Origin of the sequence: Arcobacter defluvii, from assembly GCF_013201725.1 — a bacterium.
Taxonomy (GTDB): domain Bacteria; phylum Campylobacterota; class Campylobacteria; order Campylobacterales; family Arcobacteraceae; genus Aliarcobacter; species Aliarcobacter defluvii.
The window spans coordinates 612,301-627,783 of sequence record NZ_CP053835.1 but is presented as its reverse complement, the minus strand read 5'-3'; the positions used below and the strand labels follow the sequence as shown (position 1 = coordinate 627,783).

The following is a 15,483-nucleotide window of genomic DNA, read 5'->3' as shown; positions in this document are numbered from 1 at the left end:
AAAAGTGAAGTTTATACTTCACTTTTTTATTCTTTAGATATAAAAATTTAATAAGCTTTTAATCCAGTTACAAAATTCATACTTATTTTAGAAACAGCTTCACTTACAAATTTATCCATAAACTTCTCAAATTTATCTTCTTTTTTCCAAATTGGATTTTTTACTTTTGATAATTCAATAAGTGTATTTTGAGCAAAAGAAATAGTTGCAACTTCATCAACAAGTCCAACTTCTTTTGCTTGTTTTGAAGTAAAAATTTTTGCATCAGCAAAAACATTATGATTTTTTACATCAAGATTTCTTGCATTTGCAACATCTGTTATAAACATATTATATGTATCATCTATTACGCTTTGAAGTTGTTTTTCTTCATAATCAAACCACTTTCTACTAGGTGTTCCTGTTTCTTTATATTTTCCAGCTTTTACAGTTTGAGTTGAAACTCCAATTTTTTCCATAAGTTCACTAGCATTCACGCCTTGCATAATAACACCAATTGAACCTACCATGCTTCCAGGATTAGCAATAATTTTATTTGCCCAAATAGAAGAATAGTAACTTCCACTTGCAATCACACCACTTGCATAAACAACAACTGGTTTTAACTCTTTTAACTCTTTTATTGCATAAGCTAATTCAACAGAAGGAGCAACTGCACCACCAGGAGAATCGACAACAAATAATACACCTTTAATATTATTATCTTTTTTTGCTTTTTCTATATTTTCTAATACTTTACTAACATCTAAAATAGCTCCTGATAATTCTATTTTTTGTAAGTTTGCTAATTTATCATTATCAACTAAATTTTCATTAGAATCAAATACTACAAAGTAAATTATTGTCAAAAAAACTATAGTTTTAAAATATTTAGTTATGAAATCCAATATTGCTATAACTGGCGAAAATAGTGTTTTAAAAAAATTAAACATATTCACCTCCTATTATCACATTATCAACAAATTTTGTATGTAAAATTATTTGCATAAACAAGTCCTCTTTTTCTTCAATTTTATCAGGTAAAGTAAAAGTTATCATATCTGCATCAAAATCTTTTTCAAGTTTACCTTTATTTAATCCTAAAGCCCTACTTCCATTTACTGTTGCAGCTTTTATTAATTTTTTAGAAAACTCAACTACATTTTTATCATAATGAACCATTAATGCATTTCTTAATTCATCAAACATTGATAACGAATTATTTGAGCTTAAACCATCAGTTCCTATTGTAAAAGGAATTTCACCTAATCTATCTAAATCTAGTTTTGTATTATTTAAAAGTCTATTTGAAGTAACACAATGATTAATACTTGCACCTAAATCTCTAATCTTTTCTAAATCATTATTACTTGCTTCAACACAATGTGTAAATGAAAGATTTTTTATATTTGAAAAAAGATTTAAAAATTCCATTGGTTTTGAAACTGCTTTTTCCTGATTTAAAAAATTTTTAAAAAATTCTAAAAAAGAACCTTCGTCTTTATGTAACCAATCAAACTCTTCACGTGACTCTAAAAAATGAGAACTAACAGCTAAATTTTCACTTCTTGCTAAATTTAAAGTTTCTCTTACTAAAAATGGATGAACTGAATATGGAGAATGTATAGCAATTGCTGGAATAAAATTTTTTGAAGCAAATTTTTTTGCATTATTTAGCCTACTTTTAAAATCAGCAAAAAGTGTATCTATCATATCAGCTTTTGAACCAATAACTTCGCAAAAGAATACCGTATTTATAGGTGCATTTATACAAGCTTCTATATCAAAAGAATATGATGAAATTGCTCCAATAGTAGTAGTTCCTGTTTTTTTCATCTTTTCTAATTTTGCTGTTATTAATTTTGTATTTGCTTTATTTATTAAATCTTCTCTATATCTAATAACAGAATTTAACCATGCATAAAAATTTCCATATTTTAAAGTAGTTGAATTCCCACTAAATTCTAAATGAACATGAGAATTTATAAGTCCTGGCATTAAAATAGAATTCTTTTCTAGTTTTTTTATTTCAATATTAGGATATTTTTTTTCTATTTCTAAAAGGGTATTAAGTTCTATGATTTTTTCATCAAAAACAACAGCACCATCTTTAATGATTCTGTCATTTTCATCACAAGAAACAACCCATGAAGCACTTATAATTTTCATTTAATTAAGCATTTTTTGCTTGTGATACTGCTTTTAATTCAGCAATAATTTGCATTAAAGCAATTAATCCCATATGATAACCAAATGGTCCAAATCCAGAGATAACACCTGTTGAAGCACCTGCAGTTACAGATTTTTGTCTAAATTCTTCTCTTTTATAAATATTTGAAATATGAACTTCAACTACTGGCATATTAACTGCGCTTAGAGCATCTTTGATTGCAATAGAAGTGTGAGAATAAGCAGCTGGATTTATCATTATTCCATCAACAGTTCCTAAACACTCTTGAATTCTATCTACAATTTCACCCTCTAAATTTGATTGAAAAAATTCTAATTCAATTCCATTTTGTTCAGCTGCACTTTTTAATTGTTCATGAATTTGTTCTAGACTCATTGGACCGTAAATATGTTGTTCTCTAATTCCTAACATATTTAAATTTGGTCCTTGAATTACGGCAATTTTCATATTATATTCCTTTTATAAATTTTGGGTAAGATTATAATTAAATTTTTGTTAAACCATACCCAAACAAAGGCTTTTTATGAAAAACTTTATATTACAAAATGAAAATGCAATATATTTTGAATGTAAATTCTCTTGCGATAATGTTATTTTTTTGAATTTAGAAAAAGATAGATTTTTTATAACTGATGCTAGATATACTACAGAAGCAAAAGAGTATGCAAAAAAGTGTGAAGTACTAGAATCTTCAAATTTAATAGAAACAGCAAAAGAGATTTTAAAAAAAAATAAAATCAAAAAAATTACATTTGACCCAAACGATTTTAGTTTTGCTTCTTATACAAAATTAACTGAAAATCTAAAAACTGAATTTATTGCTAAAGAAAACTTTTCAAAATTAAAAAGAATTATTAAAAGTGATAAAGAGATAACTTTACTTAAAAAAGCAGCTGTTGCTGGACGTGAAGGTTTCAAAGAATTAGCAAAATTTATAAGAAAAAATGGTTTCAATCAGAGTGAACAATTTTTATATTTTAAAGCTTTTGAAAAAATGAGCCAAACAGGTAAACTTGATATAAGTTTTGAACCAATTGTTGCGATAAATGAAAATGCAGCAAAACCTCATGCTCTTCCAACTTCAAAAAAATTAAAACTACATGATTTATTATTAGTTGATGCGGGAATAAAATATAAAAGATATTGTTCTGATAGAACTTGCACAAGTCATGTTGATTTTGAGAATTTCAGTTTTAAAAGAGAACAAAAATTCAAAAATGAAAAACATCAAAAAATCTATGATATTGTTTTAAAAGCTCAATTAAATGCTATTGAAAATGCAAAAACTGGGATGAAAGCTAGTGAAATTGACAAATTAACTAGAGATGTAATAGAAAAAGCAGGATTTGGAAAATATTTTATTCATAGTACTGGTCATGGTGTTGGTCTTGATATTCATGAATTTCCTGTAATAAATTCCAAATCAGATGTAATAATTGAAGATAATATGGTATTTACAGTTGAACCTGGAATTTATCTTCCTGATGAATTTGGGGTTAGAATTGAAGATACAATTGTAATGCAAAATGGTAAAGCCGTAATACTTTAAATCAAAAAAATAGAAAAAATAAATCTTGATAAATTTAATCATGATTTATTTTTTAACAAAAAAGAGAGAAATTTGAAAAAAAAAATATCACATAAATTAACACTTTTTTATTCTTCTAATTTTCCTCAAAAATTCAATTCTTACTCACAAAAAAAATACAAGGTAACTATAGGAATTGGGGGAAATATTGGAAATACTAAAAAGATATTTGATAAATTAATCTTATGTTTAAGAAAAGACGCAAGATTTACTTTACTTATGACTTCACCTCTTTTAAAAAATCCACCCTTTGGATTTTTGGAACAAAGCGACTTTTTAAATGGTATAATTCGCCTCCAAACAAATCTTTGTCCTAACGCTTTTTTAAAAGCAATGCAAAGATATGAAAAAAAATTCGGAAGAAAGCGATCCTTTCAAGATGCGCCTAGAACCTTGGATATTGATATAATATTTTTTGATAATAAAAAAATAAATACAGAAAATTTAATTATCCCTCACAAAAATTGGGCAAATAGAGAGTCAGTGATTATTCCTTTAAAAAGGATGAAAAATGAACGAAAAACAAAAAAAAGTTATGGTTGGAATGAGCGGTGGAATTGATTCTTCAGTTACTGCTTATATGCTACAAAAAGAAGGTTACGAAGTTGAAGGGATATATCTAAAACTTCATAATAGAACTGATGGCTATCATGAAAGAAATTTAGGTTATATAGATGATGTAGCTAAATTTTTAAATATAAAATATCACATATTAGATTTAGCAGATGAGTTTTCAAAAGAGGTTTATGATTATTTTGTTGATTCTTATTTAGAAGGCACAACTCCAAATCCTTGTGTAAAATGCAATCGTCAAATAAAATTTGGTGCAATGCTTAATTTTGCAAAAAAACATGGAGCTAATTTTTTAGCAACTGGACATTATGCAAAAACTGATGGAAAGTTTTTTTATGAAGCTGATGATAAAACAAAAGACCAAAGTTATTTCCTATCTCAAGTTGATAAAGATGCATTACCATATATGATGTTTCCTTTAAGTACTTACAAAAAAGAAGATATTGTAAAGTTTGGTGCAGATTTAGATGTAGCTTACAAAAAAATCACAGAAAAAAGTGAATCTCAAGAAATTTGTTTTGTTGAAACTGTTTACACTGATGTTGTTAAAAGACATGCAAATATTGATATTCCAGGAAAAGTTTTAGATGAACAAGGAAATGTTGTAGGTGAACACAAAGGTTATGCTCACTATACAATCGGGAAAAGAAGAGGATTTACTGTTCATGGAGCACATGATCCACATTTTGTTACAAAATTAAATCCTAAAGATAATACTATTGTCGTAGGTAAAAAAGAGTCTTTAGAAGTAAATGAAGTAGTTGGAAATAATCTAAATATGTTTATTGATGAGACAAAATTTTCTTGTAGTGTAAAACTAAGATATAGATCAACATCAACACCTTGTGAAGTAGAAATAAAAGATGAAAAAGTTTATATAACTTTAAAAGAAGCTGTTTATGGAGTTGCAACAGGTCAACTTGCAGTTTTTTATGATGACCAAAAAGTAATTGGAAGTGCTTGGATAGAAAGTACTAAATAGTTTTTTTAAAAACTATAATTTAGGAGAAAACTCCTAAATTATATTTATATTAGAATGTATATTCTACGCTTGCTAATACTTTGTTATAATCATTTCCTGATACTTCAGCATTTACATCACCATATAAAATTGATGCTGTTAATGTTTCAGTAATTGGATATGCAGCTGTTAAATTTAATTCACTTTCTTTATCATCATTTGAACCATAAGTAGTTTGTCCATATAATGCACCTAATTCAACATCAGCAATTGTATATCCTAAAAAACCATATACAGTTCTTGCATCAGCTACATATACATAGTTACCATCATCAAATGGATTTATGTTATCACCTGCAACACCCATTAATTCAACGCCACCATCTTTATCAGTTTTAATATAACCAACACCAGCTGAAAGTCCTGCAACTTCAGTATTTAATTCAACATGCCCAATTGAACCATCTTCTACACCAACAGAATTATCTACACTACTTGCAGCATAATGAGCAATTGCACCAAAATAATCAGTAGTAAATGTTGCTTTTAACCCATACCAATCAAGTGCATCTGGAGCTGTATAAAAATAAGGATTTAATTCTACACCATCAAAACCTGCATATTTAACATCAAGAACATATGCTCCTTTATTGTCATTGATATCTTCAAAATCTTCACTTAAATCAATACCTGACTCAGCTTGTCTATTTGCAAACCCAAGAACAATTGTAGTATCTGGAATAGCAGTAATTGCAGCAACAACAGCCTCATTATAATCACCTAACCATTCAAGATCAATAGCTTGTCTACCAGCAGTTAAAGAGAATCCTTCTGTAGCATATTTTATATAAGCTTCTGTCATTAAAGAATTATTAAGATATTCATTATCATGATCGTTATGCTCAACTTCACCAAGTTTTAAATTTCCTTTAAATTCAGCTTTTGCAGATAAACCATAAAAAGAACCTGTTTCAAAAGCAACAGTTGCATTTCCATTTCCAAATCCAGTATCTTTATCTCCACCTTTATTGTCATACTTTTCACCATATAATGCTAAACTTCCTGAAGCTTTACCTTCTTTAAAAGCTGCATCAATTGAATCTGCACCAAATGACATAGTAGAACTTAAAATTAATCCGCATGTAACTAAACTTATTGTTTGACCTCTAAAAAGGTTTTTCATATTTTTTCCTTGTAAAATAAAATATTTGAATAAAAAACTTTCGCGCAAGTAATTTATTCGTATTAGAAGAACATCAAAATTATAACATTAAATAAACTGTTGTTTTAATTTTGATTGTATATTAAATATACACAATTATTATCCATTGTTTTTATACTAACGATAATGATTATTATTTTATACAATATTTACTTAATTATGAATTAACTTAATATTCATTAAGTACACTTTAGCTAGAATACGGATTCAATCAAATGTAAGGAAATTTTATGTCAACATTTAAACTTTTTAGTGGTTCAGCTAATCCTGAATTTGCAAGAAAAGTAGGTGAATATTTAAGTATGCCAGTATCAGACGCAACATTAAATAAATTTAGTGATGGTGAAATATCTGTTCAAATTACAGAGAGTGTTAGAGGACAAGATGTATTTATAATTCAACCAACTTGTGCACCAACTAATGATAATTTAATGGAATTATTAATAATGGTAGATGCACTTAAACGTTCAAGTGCAAAATCAATTTCAGCTGTTATTCCATATTTTGGATATGCAAGACAAGATAGAAAAGCAGCTCCAAGAGTTCCAATTACTGCAAAACTTGTTGCTGATTTACTTGAAGCAGCAGGAATTACAAGAGTAGTAACTATTGATTTACATGCTGCTCAAATTCAAGGCTTTTTCAATATTCCAGCTGATAACTTATTTGGTTCTATATTATTTGTTAATTATATAAAAAGTAAAAATTTAAAAAATCCTATTATTGCAAGCCCAGATATTGGTGGAGTTGCAAGGGCTAGATCTTATGCTGATAAATTAGGATATGACTTAGTTATAGTTGATAAAAAAAGAGAAAAAGCAAATGTTGCTGAAGTTATGAATATCATTGGAGATGTTAAAGATAAAGATGTAATTTTAGTTGATGACATGGTTGATACTGCAGGAACTTTAGTAAAAGCAGCAGAAGTTTTAAAGAAAAAAGGTGCAACTTCAGTTATGGCATGCTGTACTCACGGTGTATTAAGTGGTCCGGCATATGAAAGAATTAACAAAGGTGAACTTGATGAACTTGTTATTTCAGACACAATTCCTACACAAAAAGATGCTAAAAAGTTAACCGTTTTAACAGCTTCAGCTATGATTGGGGAAGCTATTAGAAGAATTCATAATAATGAATCTGTTAATTCAATTTTTAATAGTTAATATTAAAATAAAAAAAATATGATATAATTCGCGAAATTATTATCCAAAAGGAAAAAACATGAAAAAAGTATTATTATCAACAATTGCTTGTGCTACTTTAGCATTAGCTGCAAATAGTGACTATAAATATGAAATTACACCATTAATTGGTGGAGTTGTAACTGAAGGTAATTTAGATTTAGATAGAAATTATGCAAACGCAGGTTTAAGTTTAGGATTTAATCAATTTGATTCTTTTATTGATCAAGTTGAATTAGGTTTTTTAAGATCTATTGAAGATGTAGATTATAAAGATGGTTCAAGATCTGATACTGGAATTACTAGAATATTTACAAACTTAGTTAAAGAATATCCTTTAACAGCTGATGCTTCATTATATACATTAGTTGGAGCAGGTGTAGAAATTTTTGATAATGAAAATGCAGGAAATGAAAATGGTTTATTTGGTAACTATGGTGCAGGGATTAAATATAAAATAGCTGATGAATTATCTTTAAAATTTGATGTTAGACATTTAATTGAAGTTGATCATGGAGATAATAACTTATTATATACATTAGGATTCTCTGTTCCATTTGGTGAAGTTGCAAAAGCAGCTCCAGTTGTTGAAACTCCAGCTCCAGTTGTTGAAACTCCAGCTCCAGTTGCTGCACCAAAAGATACTGATGGTGATGGTGTTATTGATAATTTAGATGAATGTCCTGATACAATGAAAGGTGCTAAAGTTGATGCAGTTGGATGTATGACTTTAATCAACTTAAATATTAACTTTGATACTGATAAATCAGTAATTAAAGATTCTTATAACTCAAGAGTTGCAGAATTTGCAAAAATGATGAAAGCTAATCCAAAATTAAAAGCATCTATTGAAGCTCATACAGACTCTGTTGGTTCAAATGCATATAACCAAAAATTATCTGAAAGAAGAGCTGCTTCTACAGTTAAAGCATTAACTGATTTAGGTGTTGATAGCACAAAAATCAAAGCTGTTGGTTATGGTGAAACAAGACCTGTTGCAACAAATGCAACTGTTGAAGGTAGAGCTGAAAACAGAAGAGTTGAAGCTGTAATGGTTAAATAATTTTTAAATTATTAACTTAAATAAATTAAAAGGGGTTAAGTTTTACTTAACCCCTTTTTTTTATTTAATAATTTTTAATATTTTTAATAAAAATAATATTTTTTTTAAGTTATAATGAACAAAATTATTTCAATCAAGGAAAAATGATGAAAAAAATATTAATAACATCTATGGTATGTGCAACGGCTCTTTTTGCTGCAAGTGATCCAAGTAGAACATATAGTTATGAAATCACACCTTTTGTTTCAGGAATCTTAACTGATAGCAAAGCAGGATTAGAAGATGATAATTATATAAATGGTGGTATTTCTATTGGTAAAAATTTTGAAGAAACTTTTATTGATCAAGTTGAAATAGCATACATGAGAAGTGCTAGTGTTGGGTATGAGAATTCAAATGGAAATACAAATATTGATAGAATATTTTTAAATGCAGTTAAAAAATTTGAGTTAACAGATAGATTAGCAGCTTATGGATTAGCCGGAATTGGTTATCAAAATGTTTCACAAGAATTAGACAAACATAAAGATTCTGCCGTATTCAACTATGGAATTGGTCTAAGATATGATATTCCTTATTATGGAATTGCAATAAAAGGAGATGTTAGACATCTAATTGCAACAAAAGAAAATCAAAATGATATGATGTATACTTTAGGTTTAGGAATGCCTTTAGGAAAAAAATATACAAATGATATCATTGCTGCAAAAGCTCCAATTATAGAAGAAGAAGTTAAAGCTCCAATAATTGAAGAGCCTACTGAAGTTTTACCAGCAATTCAAGATGATGATAAAGATGGAGTATCAAATAAATTTGATAAATGTCCAAATACTTCACCAGGTGTTAAAGTAAATAAAGATGGTTGTGTTGAAACTGTAAATTTAAATATTAATTTTGATAACAACTCAGCAGAAATAAAAAATATCTATGATGAAAAATTACATCAATTTGCAAATATGCTAAAAGCTAATCAAACAATGACTGCAGTAATTGAAGCACATACTGATTCTAAGGGTAGTGATGCATATAATCAAAATTTATCTGATAGAAGAGCTATTTCAGTTGTAAATGCATTAAAAGCTTATGGAGTAAAATCTTCAAAATTAAAAGCTATAGGATATGGAGAGACTCAACCTATTGCAACAAATGAAACAGAAGAAGGTAAAGCTCTAAATAGAAGAGTTACTGCACTAGTAAATCAATAATTTTCAAAAGATTTAGATTAACTCTAAATCTTTTAAGCTATCATAAAAAATCATTTAACTATAAACTTACTAAACTTTAGATATAATCGCGATAAATAATAAACAAATTATAGGAATAGCCTTGCAAAAAAATATTAGAAACTTTAGTATTATTGCACATATTGATCATGGAAAATCAACACTTGCAGATAGAATTATTCAAGAATGTGGAGCTATTACTGATAGAGAAATGACTTCTCAAGTTATGGATACGATGGATATCGAAAAAGAAAGAGGTATCACTATCAAAGCCCAAAGTGTTAGGCTTGATTATGTAAAAGATGGACAAAAATATGTTTTAAATCTTATTGACACTCCAGGTCACGTTGACTTTTCATATGAAGTAAGCCGTTCACTAGCTTCATCTGAAGGTGCTTTACTAATAGTTGATTCAACTCAAGGTGTTGAAGCACAAACTATAGCAAATGTTTATATAGCTATGGATAATGATTTAGAATTATTACCTGTTGTAAATAAGATAGATTTACCAAGTGCTGATCCAATTAGAGTTTTAGAAGAAGTTGAAGAAGCTATTGGACTTGATTGTACTTTACATAATCTAATTTCAGCAAAAACTGGTCTTGGAGTTAAAGATTTAATTGATTCAATAGTTGATAGAGTACCAGCTCCAAACGGAGATGAAAATGCACCAACAAAAGCTCTTATTTATGACTCATGGTTTGATAACTATCTTGGAGCTTTAGCACTTGTTAGAGTTTATGATGGAAGTATCAAAAAAGGTCAAAAAATCAAACTTATGAACACAAAAGTTGAACATCAAGTTTTAAGTTTAATGTATCCACATCCTCTTAAAAGGCAAGATACACTAGAAATAAAAACAGGTGAAATAGGAATTGTTGTATTGGGTCTTAAAACTTTAGATGGAATTGCCGTTGGTGATACTATGACCGATGCTAAAGTTCCAACAGCAGTTGCAATTGACGGATTTGAACCAGCTAAACCTTTTGTTTTTGCAGGAATTTATCCAATTGAAACTGATAAATTTGAAGATTTAAGAGAAGCATTAAATAAATTAAAATTAAATGACTCTTCAATTTCTTTTGAACCTGAAAGTTCAGCAGCTTTAGGAAGTGGATTTAGAACTGGTTTCTTAGGAATGCTTCATATGGAAGTTATTAAAGAGAGACTTGAGAGAGAATTTGACTTAGATTTAATTGCAACTGCACCAACAGTTGTTTATAGAGTTGAAAAAAGTAATGGAGAAGTTATAGAGATACAAAATCCAAGTGAACTTCCTGAACCAAATTATATAAAAACAATTTTTGAACCATATGTAAAAGCAACTATTTTAGTACCTGATGAATTTTTAGGAAATGTTATAAAACTTCTTAATGATAAAAGAGGAATCCAAATAAAAATGGATTACTTAGGAAAAAGAGTTTTACTTGAATATGATTTACCGATGAATGAAATTGTTATGGATTTTTATGATAAATTAAAATCAACTACAAAAGGTTATGCATCTTTTGATTATGAACCAGTTGGATTTAGACCTGGAAATCTTAAAAAACTTGATATTCGAGTTGCTGGTGATGTTGTTGATGCACTTTCAATCATCGTTCCTGATGATAAAGCAGTTTCAAAAGGAAGAGAATTTGTAAAAGCTCTAAAAGAATTAATTCCAAGACAACTTTTTGAAGTTGCAGTGCAAGCAAGTATTGGAAGTACAGTAATTGCTAGAGAAACTGTAAAATCAATGGGGAAAAACGTAACTGCAAAATGTTACGGTGGAGATATCACGAGAAAAAGAAAACTTCTTGAAAAACAAAAAGAAGGTAAAAAAAGAATGAAAGCGATTGGAAAGGTGAATGTACCGCAAGAAGCATTCATGGCAGTTCTTAAAATCTAATCTTTCACGCATCTTCTGCGTTGGAATGAAAAATTTATTGACTCACTTAGTACACTAAGCTCCTCAATAAATTTTACCTTCCGCCTTGAATCTACATAAAATCTTAGATTTTAAATATCTTTAATTTTCTGAACAATTTTCTTTTTAAAGTTTTCTGACAAATTATAAAAATTATGATATAAATTTGTATATTTATCATTTTCTTCTAATTTATCAAGTTTATGCATCTGGGATATTATTTAATTATAGTCTTTTATTAATGTTTCTGAATAAATGCTTATTATCATTTCAATTTTTATTAAATCATAATCAAATTTTCTTTAATCTTCTTTTTTGTTTTCTCAACAAAATAATCTTTTGCAATAGATGCGATAAAACCTATTACACCACCTACTAAAAGTAATACTAATTTTTCCATTTCCATATTACAACCTTAAATAATTTCAATCATTATAACAAAATCTGAACTACGCTCTTAAAATGTGAGCATTTTCAAAATAGCGTTAAAAAAAATATATCTAAATTCGTAAAGAAATTTGAACTGTCTGAAGACTGAGGTACGAAGTCAAGTTTTCAAATTTTAGAATTTAGATATATTTTTTAGCTGTTTTGAATCCCTGCGAACGCTTTTGCCTGCAAGCAGGATTACATCTTTTGTTTCTTTTCTTTACTAAAAAGAAAAGAAAAAAGTATCACCCTAAAGAAATAAACATAATTTATGATATTATTATTTTCATGTTATGCTTAACCTGTAAAAACCTATCATTTGAAATTATCTGCAGAGATTGTCAAAAAAATCTTTTAATACCCTCTTTCCATAAAAGAGAAATAGAAGATGGATTTTTTAACTATTCATTTTATTCTTTATCGGAACTTGAAGATTTAATCTCTTCAAAATACTATTTTCATGGAGATAGAGTTTTTAATATTCTTGCCAAACTATCTTTTGCCAAATTTGCTCAAAATTTTACTTTTTCAAACCAAGTATTTGCAATCCCAATTGATGACCATACACGTCATGATTTTTCTCATACTGCAATCTTAGCAAAACATCTAAAATCACAATTTATAACTCCAAAATACAACTCATTAAAAGCTACAAATATAGTGAAATATGCTGGAAAAGATTTAGAATTTAGACAAAAAAATCCAAGAAAATTTCAAGTTACAAATATTACTAATCAAATGACAATTTTATGTGATGATTTAATTACAACAGGTGCTACAATTAAGCAAGCAAAAAAAGTTTTAGAAAAAAGAAATAATCAGGTTTTATTTTCTTTAACCCTAGCTGATGCAAAACTTTAGTATAATTTATTTTTTACAAAGGGAACAAAGTGATAGGAATTATTGATTATAACATGGGAAATTTAGCGAGTGTTTATAACGCTTGTCATTTATTAGATGCAAAAGCAACAATTGTTAAAAATCCTGAAGATTTAAAAAATTTTAATAGAGTTATATTACCTGGTGTTGGTGCATATAAAGATGCAATGGAACATTTAATTAAAACAGGTATGAATGAAGCTGTTTATGAATTTGCAAAAAGTGGTAAACCAATGATTGGAATTTGTCTTGGAATGCAACTTTTATTTGAAAGTTCTCAAGAGTTTGGTCATACAGATGGGTTAGGATTAATTGATGGTGTTGTTGTAAAATTTGATAAAACAAAAATGCATGAAGATTTTAAAATTCCTCATATGGGTTGGAATACAATTGTAAATAAAGAACATCCATTATTTGAAGGTTTGCATAATCCATATTTATATTTTGTTCACTCTTATCATGCTGTTACAAGAGAAGAAAATATAATAGGTAAAACAACTTATGGATATGAATTTGCAAGTGCCGTAAATAAAGATAACATTTATGGATTTCAACCACATCCTGAAAAATCACATGATAATGGATTGAAAATTTTAAAAAACTTTATGAATTTAAAATAAAAAAGGAATTCTCATGAAAACTATTGCAATAACAGGTGCTAGTGGGTTTGTTGGTAGTAGTTTAACAAAATTTTTTTCTAATTTAGGTTATAAAATAACTCCTTTATCAAGAGAAATTTTAAATAATAAAAGTAATTTAGAAGAAGTATTAAATTCTTCAGATATTGTTATAAATTTGGCTGGGGCAAATATAATTAATAGATGGAGTGAATCTTATAAAAGACTTCTTTATTCAAGTAGAATTGATACTACATCTAAAATTGTAAATGCTATAAACCATATTCAAAATAAACCTAAACTTCTAATTTCTACTTCTGCTGTTGGTATTTATGATAATAGAACTATTTATGATGAAAATGGAAATTTTGCAAATGATTTTTTATCAAATCTTTGTCAAGATTGGGAGAAAAAAGCTTTAGAAGCAAAAAATGAAATAACAAAAGTTTCTATTTTTAGATTTGGTATTGTTCTTGGACGTGATGGTGGAGCTTTACAAAAAATGTTAACTCCTTTTAAACTAGGACTTGGAGGAACAATAGGAAATGGAAATCAAGCATTTTCATTTATTCATATAAGCGATTTGTTAAATGCTTACAAATTTGTGATTGAAAATTCTTATGAAGATATTTTTAATCTAACTGCTCCAAAACCAACAACAAACAAAGGCCTTACCCTTGCTTTAGGAAAAACACTAAAAAGACCTACTATACTTCCAGTACCAGAATTTGTTTTAAAACTTATTTTTAGTGAAGGTGCACGTGTTTTAACTGATGGACAAAGTGTAATACCAAAGAAATTATTAGATTTAGGATTTGAATTCAAATTTAGAACAATAGAAGAAACAATAGAAAATTTATGTAATTAAGGATTTATTTAATGGATATTTTACCTGCGATTGATTTAAAAGATGGAAAAGCTGTAAGACTAAGTAAAGGACTTATGGATAGTGCTAAAATCTATTCAGATGAGCCATGGCAAGTAGCAAAAAGATTTGAAGAATTAGGTAGTAAATGGGTTCATATCGTTGATTTAAATGGAGCATTTGCTGGAAAACCAGCAAACTTAGAACAAATCAAAAAAATTAGAGAAAATTGCAACTTAAAAATTGAACTTGGTGGTGGAATTAGAGATGAAGAAACTATCAAAATGTATTTAGAACTTGGTGTTGACAGATTAATCTTAGGTTCAATTGCAGTAAAAGATCCAATATTTGTAAAAAAAATGGCTTCAAAATATCCAATTGCTGTTGGAATTGATGCAATGAATGGAATGGTTGCAGTTGAAGGTTGGGCTGAAGTTTCAACTATGAAAGCAACTGATTTAGCTAAAGAATTTGCAAATGCAGGTGTTCAAGCTATTATTTGTACTGATATTTCAAAAGATGGAATGCTTTGTGGAGTTAATGTTGAATTTACTGAATCTATTGCTTTATCATCAGGAGTTGATACAATTGCAAGTGGTGGAGTAAAAGATATTCAAGATATTATAAATTGCAAAAACAATGGAAATATTTCAGGTGTAATAGTTGGAAAAGCATTTTACGAAGGAAGACTTGATTTAGAAGAGGCATTCAAAATTTTATAAAATTATTAAATTATTTAGAAAAAGTATTTTATTAGAAATAATATTATGATATTATAATATAAAAAGATTTGTGAAGGCGTG

16 protein-coding genes are annotated in these 15,483 nt (G+C 28.0%); 11 read left to right on the top strand and 5 right to left on the bottom strand.

All coding sequences use genetic code 11. From position 1 onward, the window contains the following. Positions 1-47: 47 nt before the first annotated feature. Genes sppA through aroQ form a run of 3 tightly spaced genes read right to left on the bottom strand, consistent with a single transcriptional unit; the run spans position 48 to position 2,617 of the window. On the bottom strand, positions 48-932 hold the full coding sequence (gene sppA, locus ADFLV_RS03175) for a signal peptide peptidase SppA (RefSeq protein ID WP_129010481.1): 885 nt from the start codon (positions 930-932) through the stop codon (positions 48-50). Next, positions 925-2,148: an aminofutalosine deaminase family hydrolase gene (mqnF, locus tag ADFLV_RS03170; RefSeq protein ID WP_129010480.1), complete on the bottom strand. Its 1,224-nt coding sequence runs from the start codon at positions 2,146-2,148 to the stop codon at positions 925-927. Before mqnF ends, sppA begins: the two co-directional genes overlap by 8 nt. A 4-nt stretch (positions 2,149-2,152) precedes the next feature. After that, positions 2,153-2,617 carry a type II 3-dehydroquinate dehydratase gene (gene aroQ, locus ADFLV_RS03165; protein WP_014473342.1) on the bottom strand — a complete coding sequence of 155 codons (465 nt, stop codon included), beginning with the start codon at positions 2,615-2,617 and terminating at the stop codon, positions 2,153-2,155. A 76-nt stretch (positions 2,618-2,693) separates the two neighbouring features. Here aroQ and ADFLV_RS03160 point away from each other — a divergent pair, with 76 nt between their 5' ends. The 3 genes from ADFLV_RS03160 to mnmA all read left to right on the top strand — a co-directional run bounded on the left by ADFLV_RS03160 (position 2,694) and on the right by mnmA (position 5,313). Beyond that, positions 2,694-3,719 carry a M24 family metallopeptidase gene (locus tag ADFLV_RS03160; RefSeq protein ID WP_129010479.1) on the top strand — a complete coding sequence of 342 codons (1,026 nt, stop codon included), beginning with the start codon at positions 2,694-2,696 and terminating at the stop codon, positions 3,717-3,719. 72 nt (positions 3,720-3,791) lie between these two features. Continuing rightward, a complete protein-coding gene (folK, locus tag ADFLV_RS03155; protein ID WP_129010478.1) occupies positions 3,792-4,319 on the top strand; it encodes a 2-amino-4-hydroxy-6-hydroxymethyldihydropteridine diphosphokinase in 528 nt (175 codons plus the stop codon). Continuing rightward, positions 4,270-5,313 (top strand): tRNA 2-thiouridine(34) synthase MnmA, encoded by a 1,044-nt coding sequence (gene mnmA / locus ADFLV_RS03150; RefSeq protein ID WP_129010477.1) that lies wholly within the window; start codon positions 4,270-4,272, stop codon positions 5,311-5,313. Before folK ends, mnmA begins: the two co-directional genes overlap by 50 nt. 49 nt (positions 5,314-5,362) lie before the next feature. Here the strand turns inward: mnmA and ADFLV_RS03145 are convergent, their stop codons facing one another. Continuing rightward, entirely contained in the window at positions 5,363-6,475 is a 1,113-nt protein-coding gene (locus tag ADFLV_RS03145; protein WP_129010476.1) for an Opr family porin, read from the bottom strand. 269 nt (positions 6,476-6,744) lie between these two features. On the opposite strand from ADFLV_RS03145, the gene ADFLV_RS03140 reads away from it, so the two are divergent. The 4 genes from ADFLV_RS03140 (at position 6,745) to lepA (ending at position 11,872) form a co-directional block, all read left to right on the top strand. After that, positions 6,745-7,677, top strand: coding sequence for a ribose-phosphate pyrophosphokinase (locus ADFLV_RS03140; protein WP_014473337.1), 933 nt, complete (start codon positions 6,745-6,747; stop codon positions 7,675-7,677). Positions 7,678-7,735: 58 nt separating this feature from the next. Then, entirely contained in the window at positions 7,736-8,758 is a 1,023-nt protein-coding gene (locus ADFLV_RS03135) for an OmpA family protein (RefSeq protein ID WP_014473336.1), read from the top strand. Between the two features lie 146 nt (positions 8,759-8,904). Continuing rightward, the gene (locus tag ADFLV_RS03130) at positions 8,905-9,963 is read left to right on the top strand and encodes an OmpA family protein (protein ID WP_164968480.1); all 1,059 of its coding nucleotides are present in this window, start codon (positions 8,905-8,907) and stop codon (positions 9,961-9,963) included. A gap of 121 nt (positions 9,964-10,084) precedes the next feature. Then, positions 10,085-11,872 carry a translation elongation factor 4 gene (lepA, locus tag ADFLV_RS03125; RefSeq protein WP_129010474.1) on the top strand — a complete coding sequence of 596 codons (1,788 nt, stop codon included), beginning with the start codon at positions 10,085-10,087 and terminating at the stop codon, positions 11,870-11,872. A gap of 298 nt (positions 11,873-12,170) precedes the next feature. Here lepA and ADFLV_RS15200 read toward each other — a convergent pair whose 3' ends face one another. Then, positions 12,171-12,296, bottom strand: a complete 126-nt coding sequence (locus tag ADFLV_RS15200; protein WP_014473333.1) for a hypothetical protein — start codon at positions 12,294-12,296, stop codon at positions 12,171-12,173. A gap of 311 nt (positions 12,297-12,607) precedes the next feature. Between ADFLV_RS15200 and ADFLV_RS03120 the strand changes: the two genes are divergently transcribed. The 4 genes from ADFLV_RS03120 to hisA are packed head-to-tail and all read left to right on the top strand — an operon-like array spanning position 12,608 to position 15,402. After that, positions 12,608-13,180 carry a ComF family protein gene (locus ADFLV_RS03120; protein ID WP_129010473.1) on the top strand — a complete coding sequence of 191 codons (573 nt, stop codon included), beginning with the start codon at positions 12,608-12,610 and terminating at the stop codon, positions 13,178-13,180. 29 nt (positions 13,181-13,209) lie between these two features. Then, the gene (gene hisH / locus ADFLV_RS03115) at positions 13,210-13,818 is read left to right on the top strand and encodes an imidazole glycerol phosphate synthase subunit HisH (protein WP_014473331.1); all 609 of its coding nucleotides are present in this window, start codon (positions 13,210-13,212) and stop codon (positions 13,816-13,818) included. A 13-nt stretch (positions 13,819-13,831) separates the two neighbouring features. Then, positions 13,832-14,683 (top strand): TIGR01777 family oxidoreductase, encoded by an 852-nt coding sequence (locus ADFLV_RS03110; protein WP_129010472.1) that lies wholly within the window; start codon positions 13,832-13,834, stop codon positions 14,681-14,683. 11 nt (positions 14,684-14,694) lie between these two features. After that, positions 14,695-15,402, top strand: coding sequence for a 1-(5-phosphoribosyl)-5-[(5-phosphoribosylamino)methylideneamino]imidazole-4-carboxamide isomerase (hisA, locus tag ADFLV_RS03105; protein ID WP_129010471.1), 708 nt, complete (start codon positions 14,695-14,697; stop codon positions 15,400-15,402). The last annotated feature ends 81 nt before the right edge of the window (positions 15,403-15,483 follow it).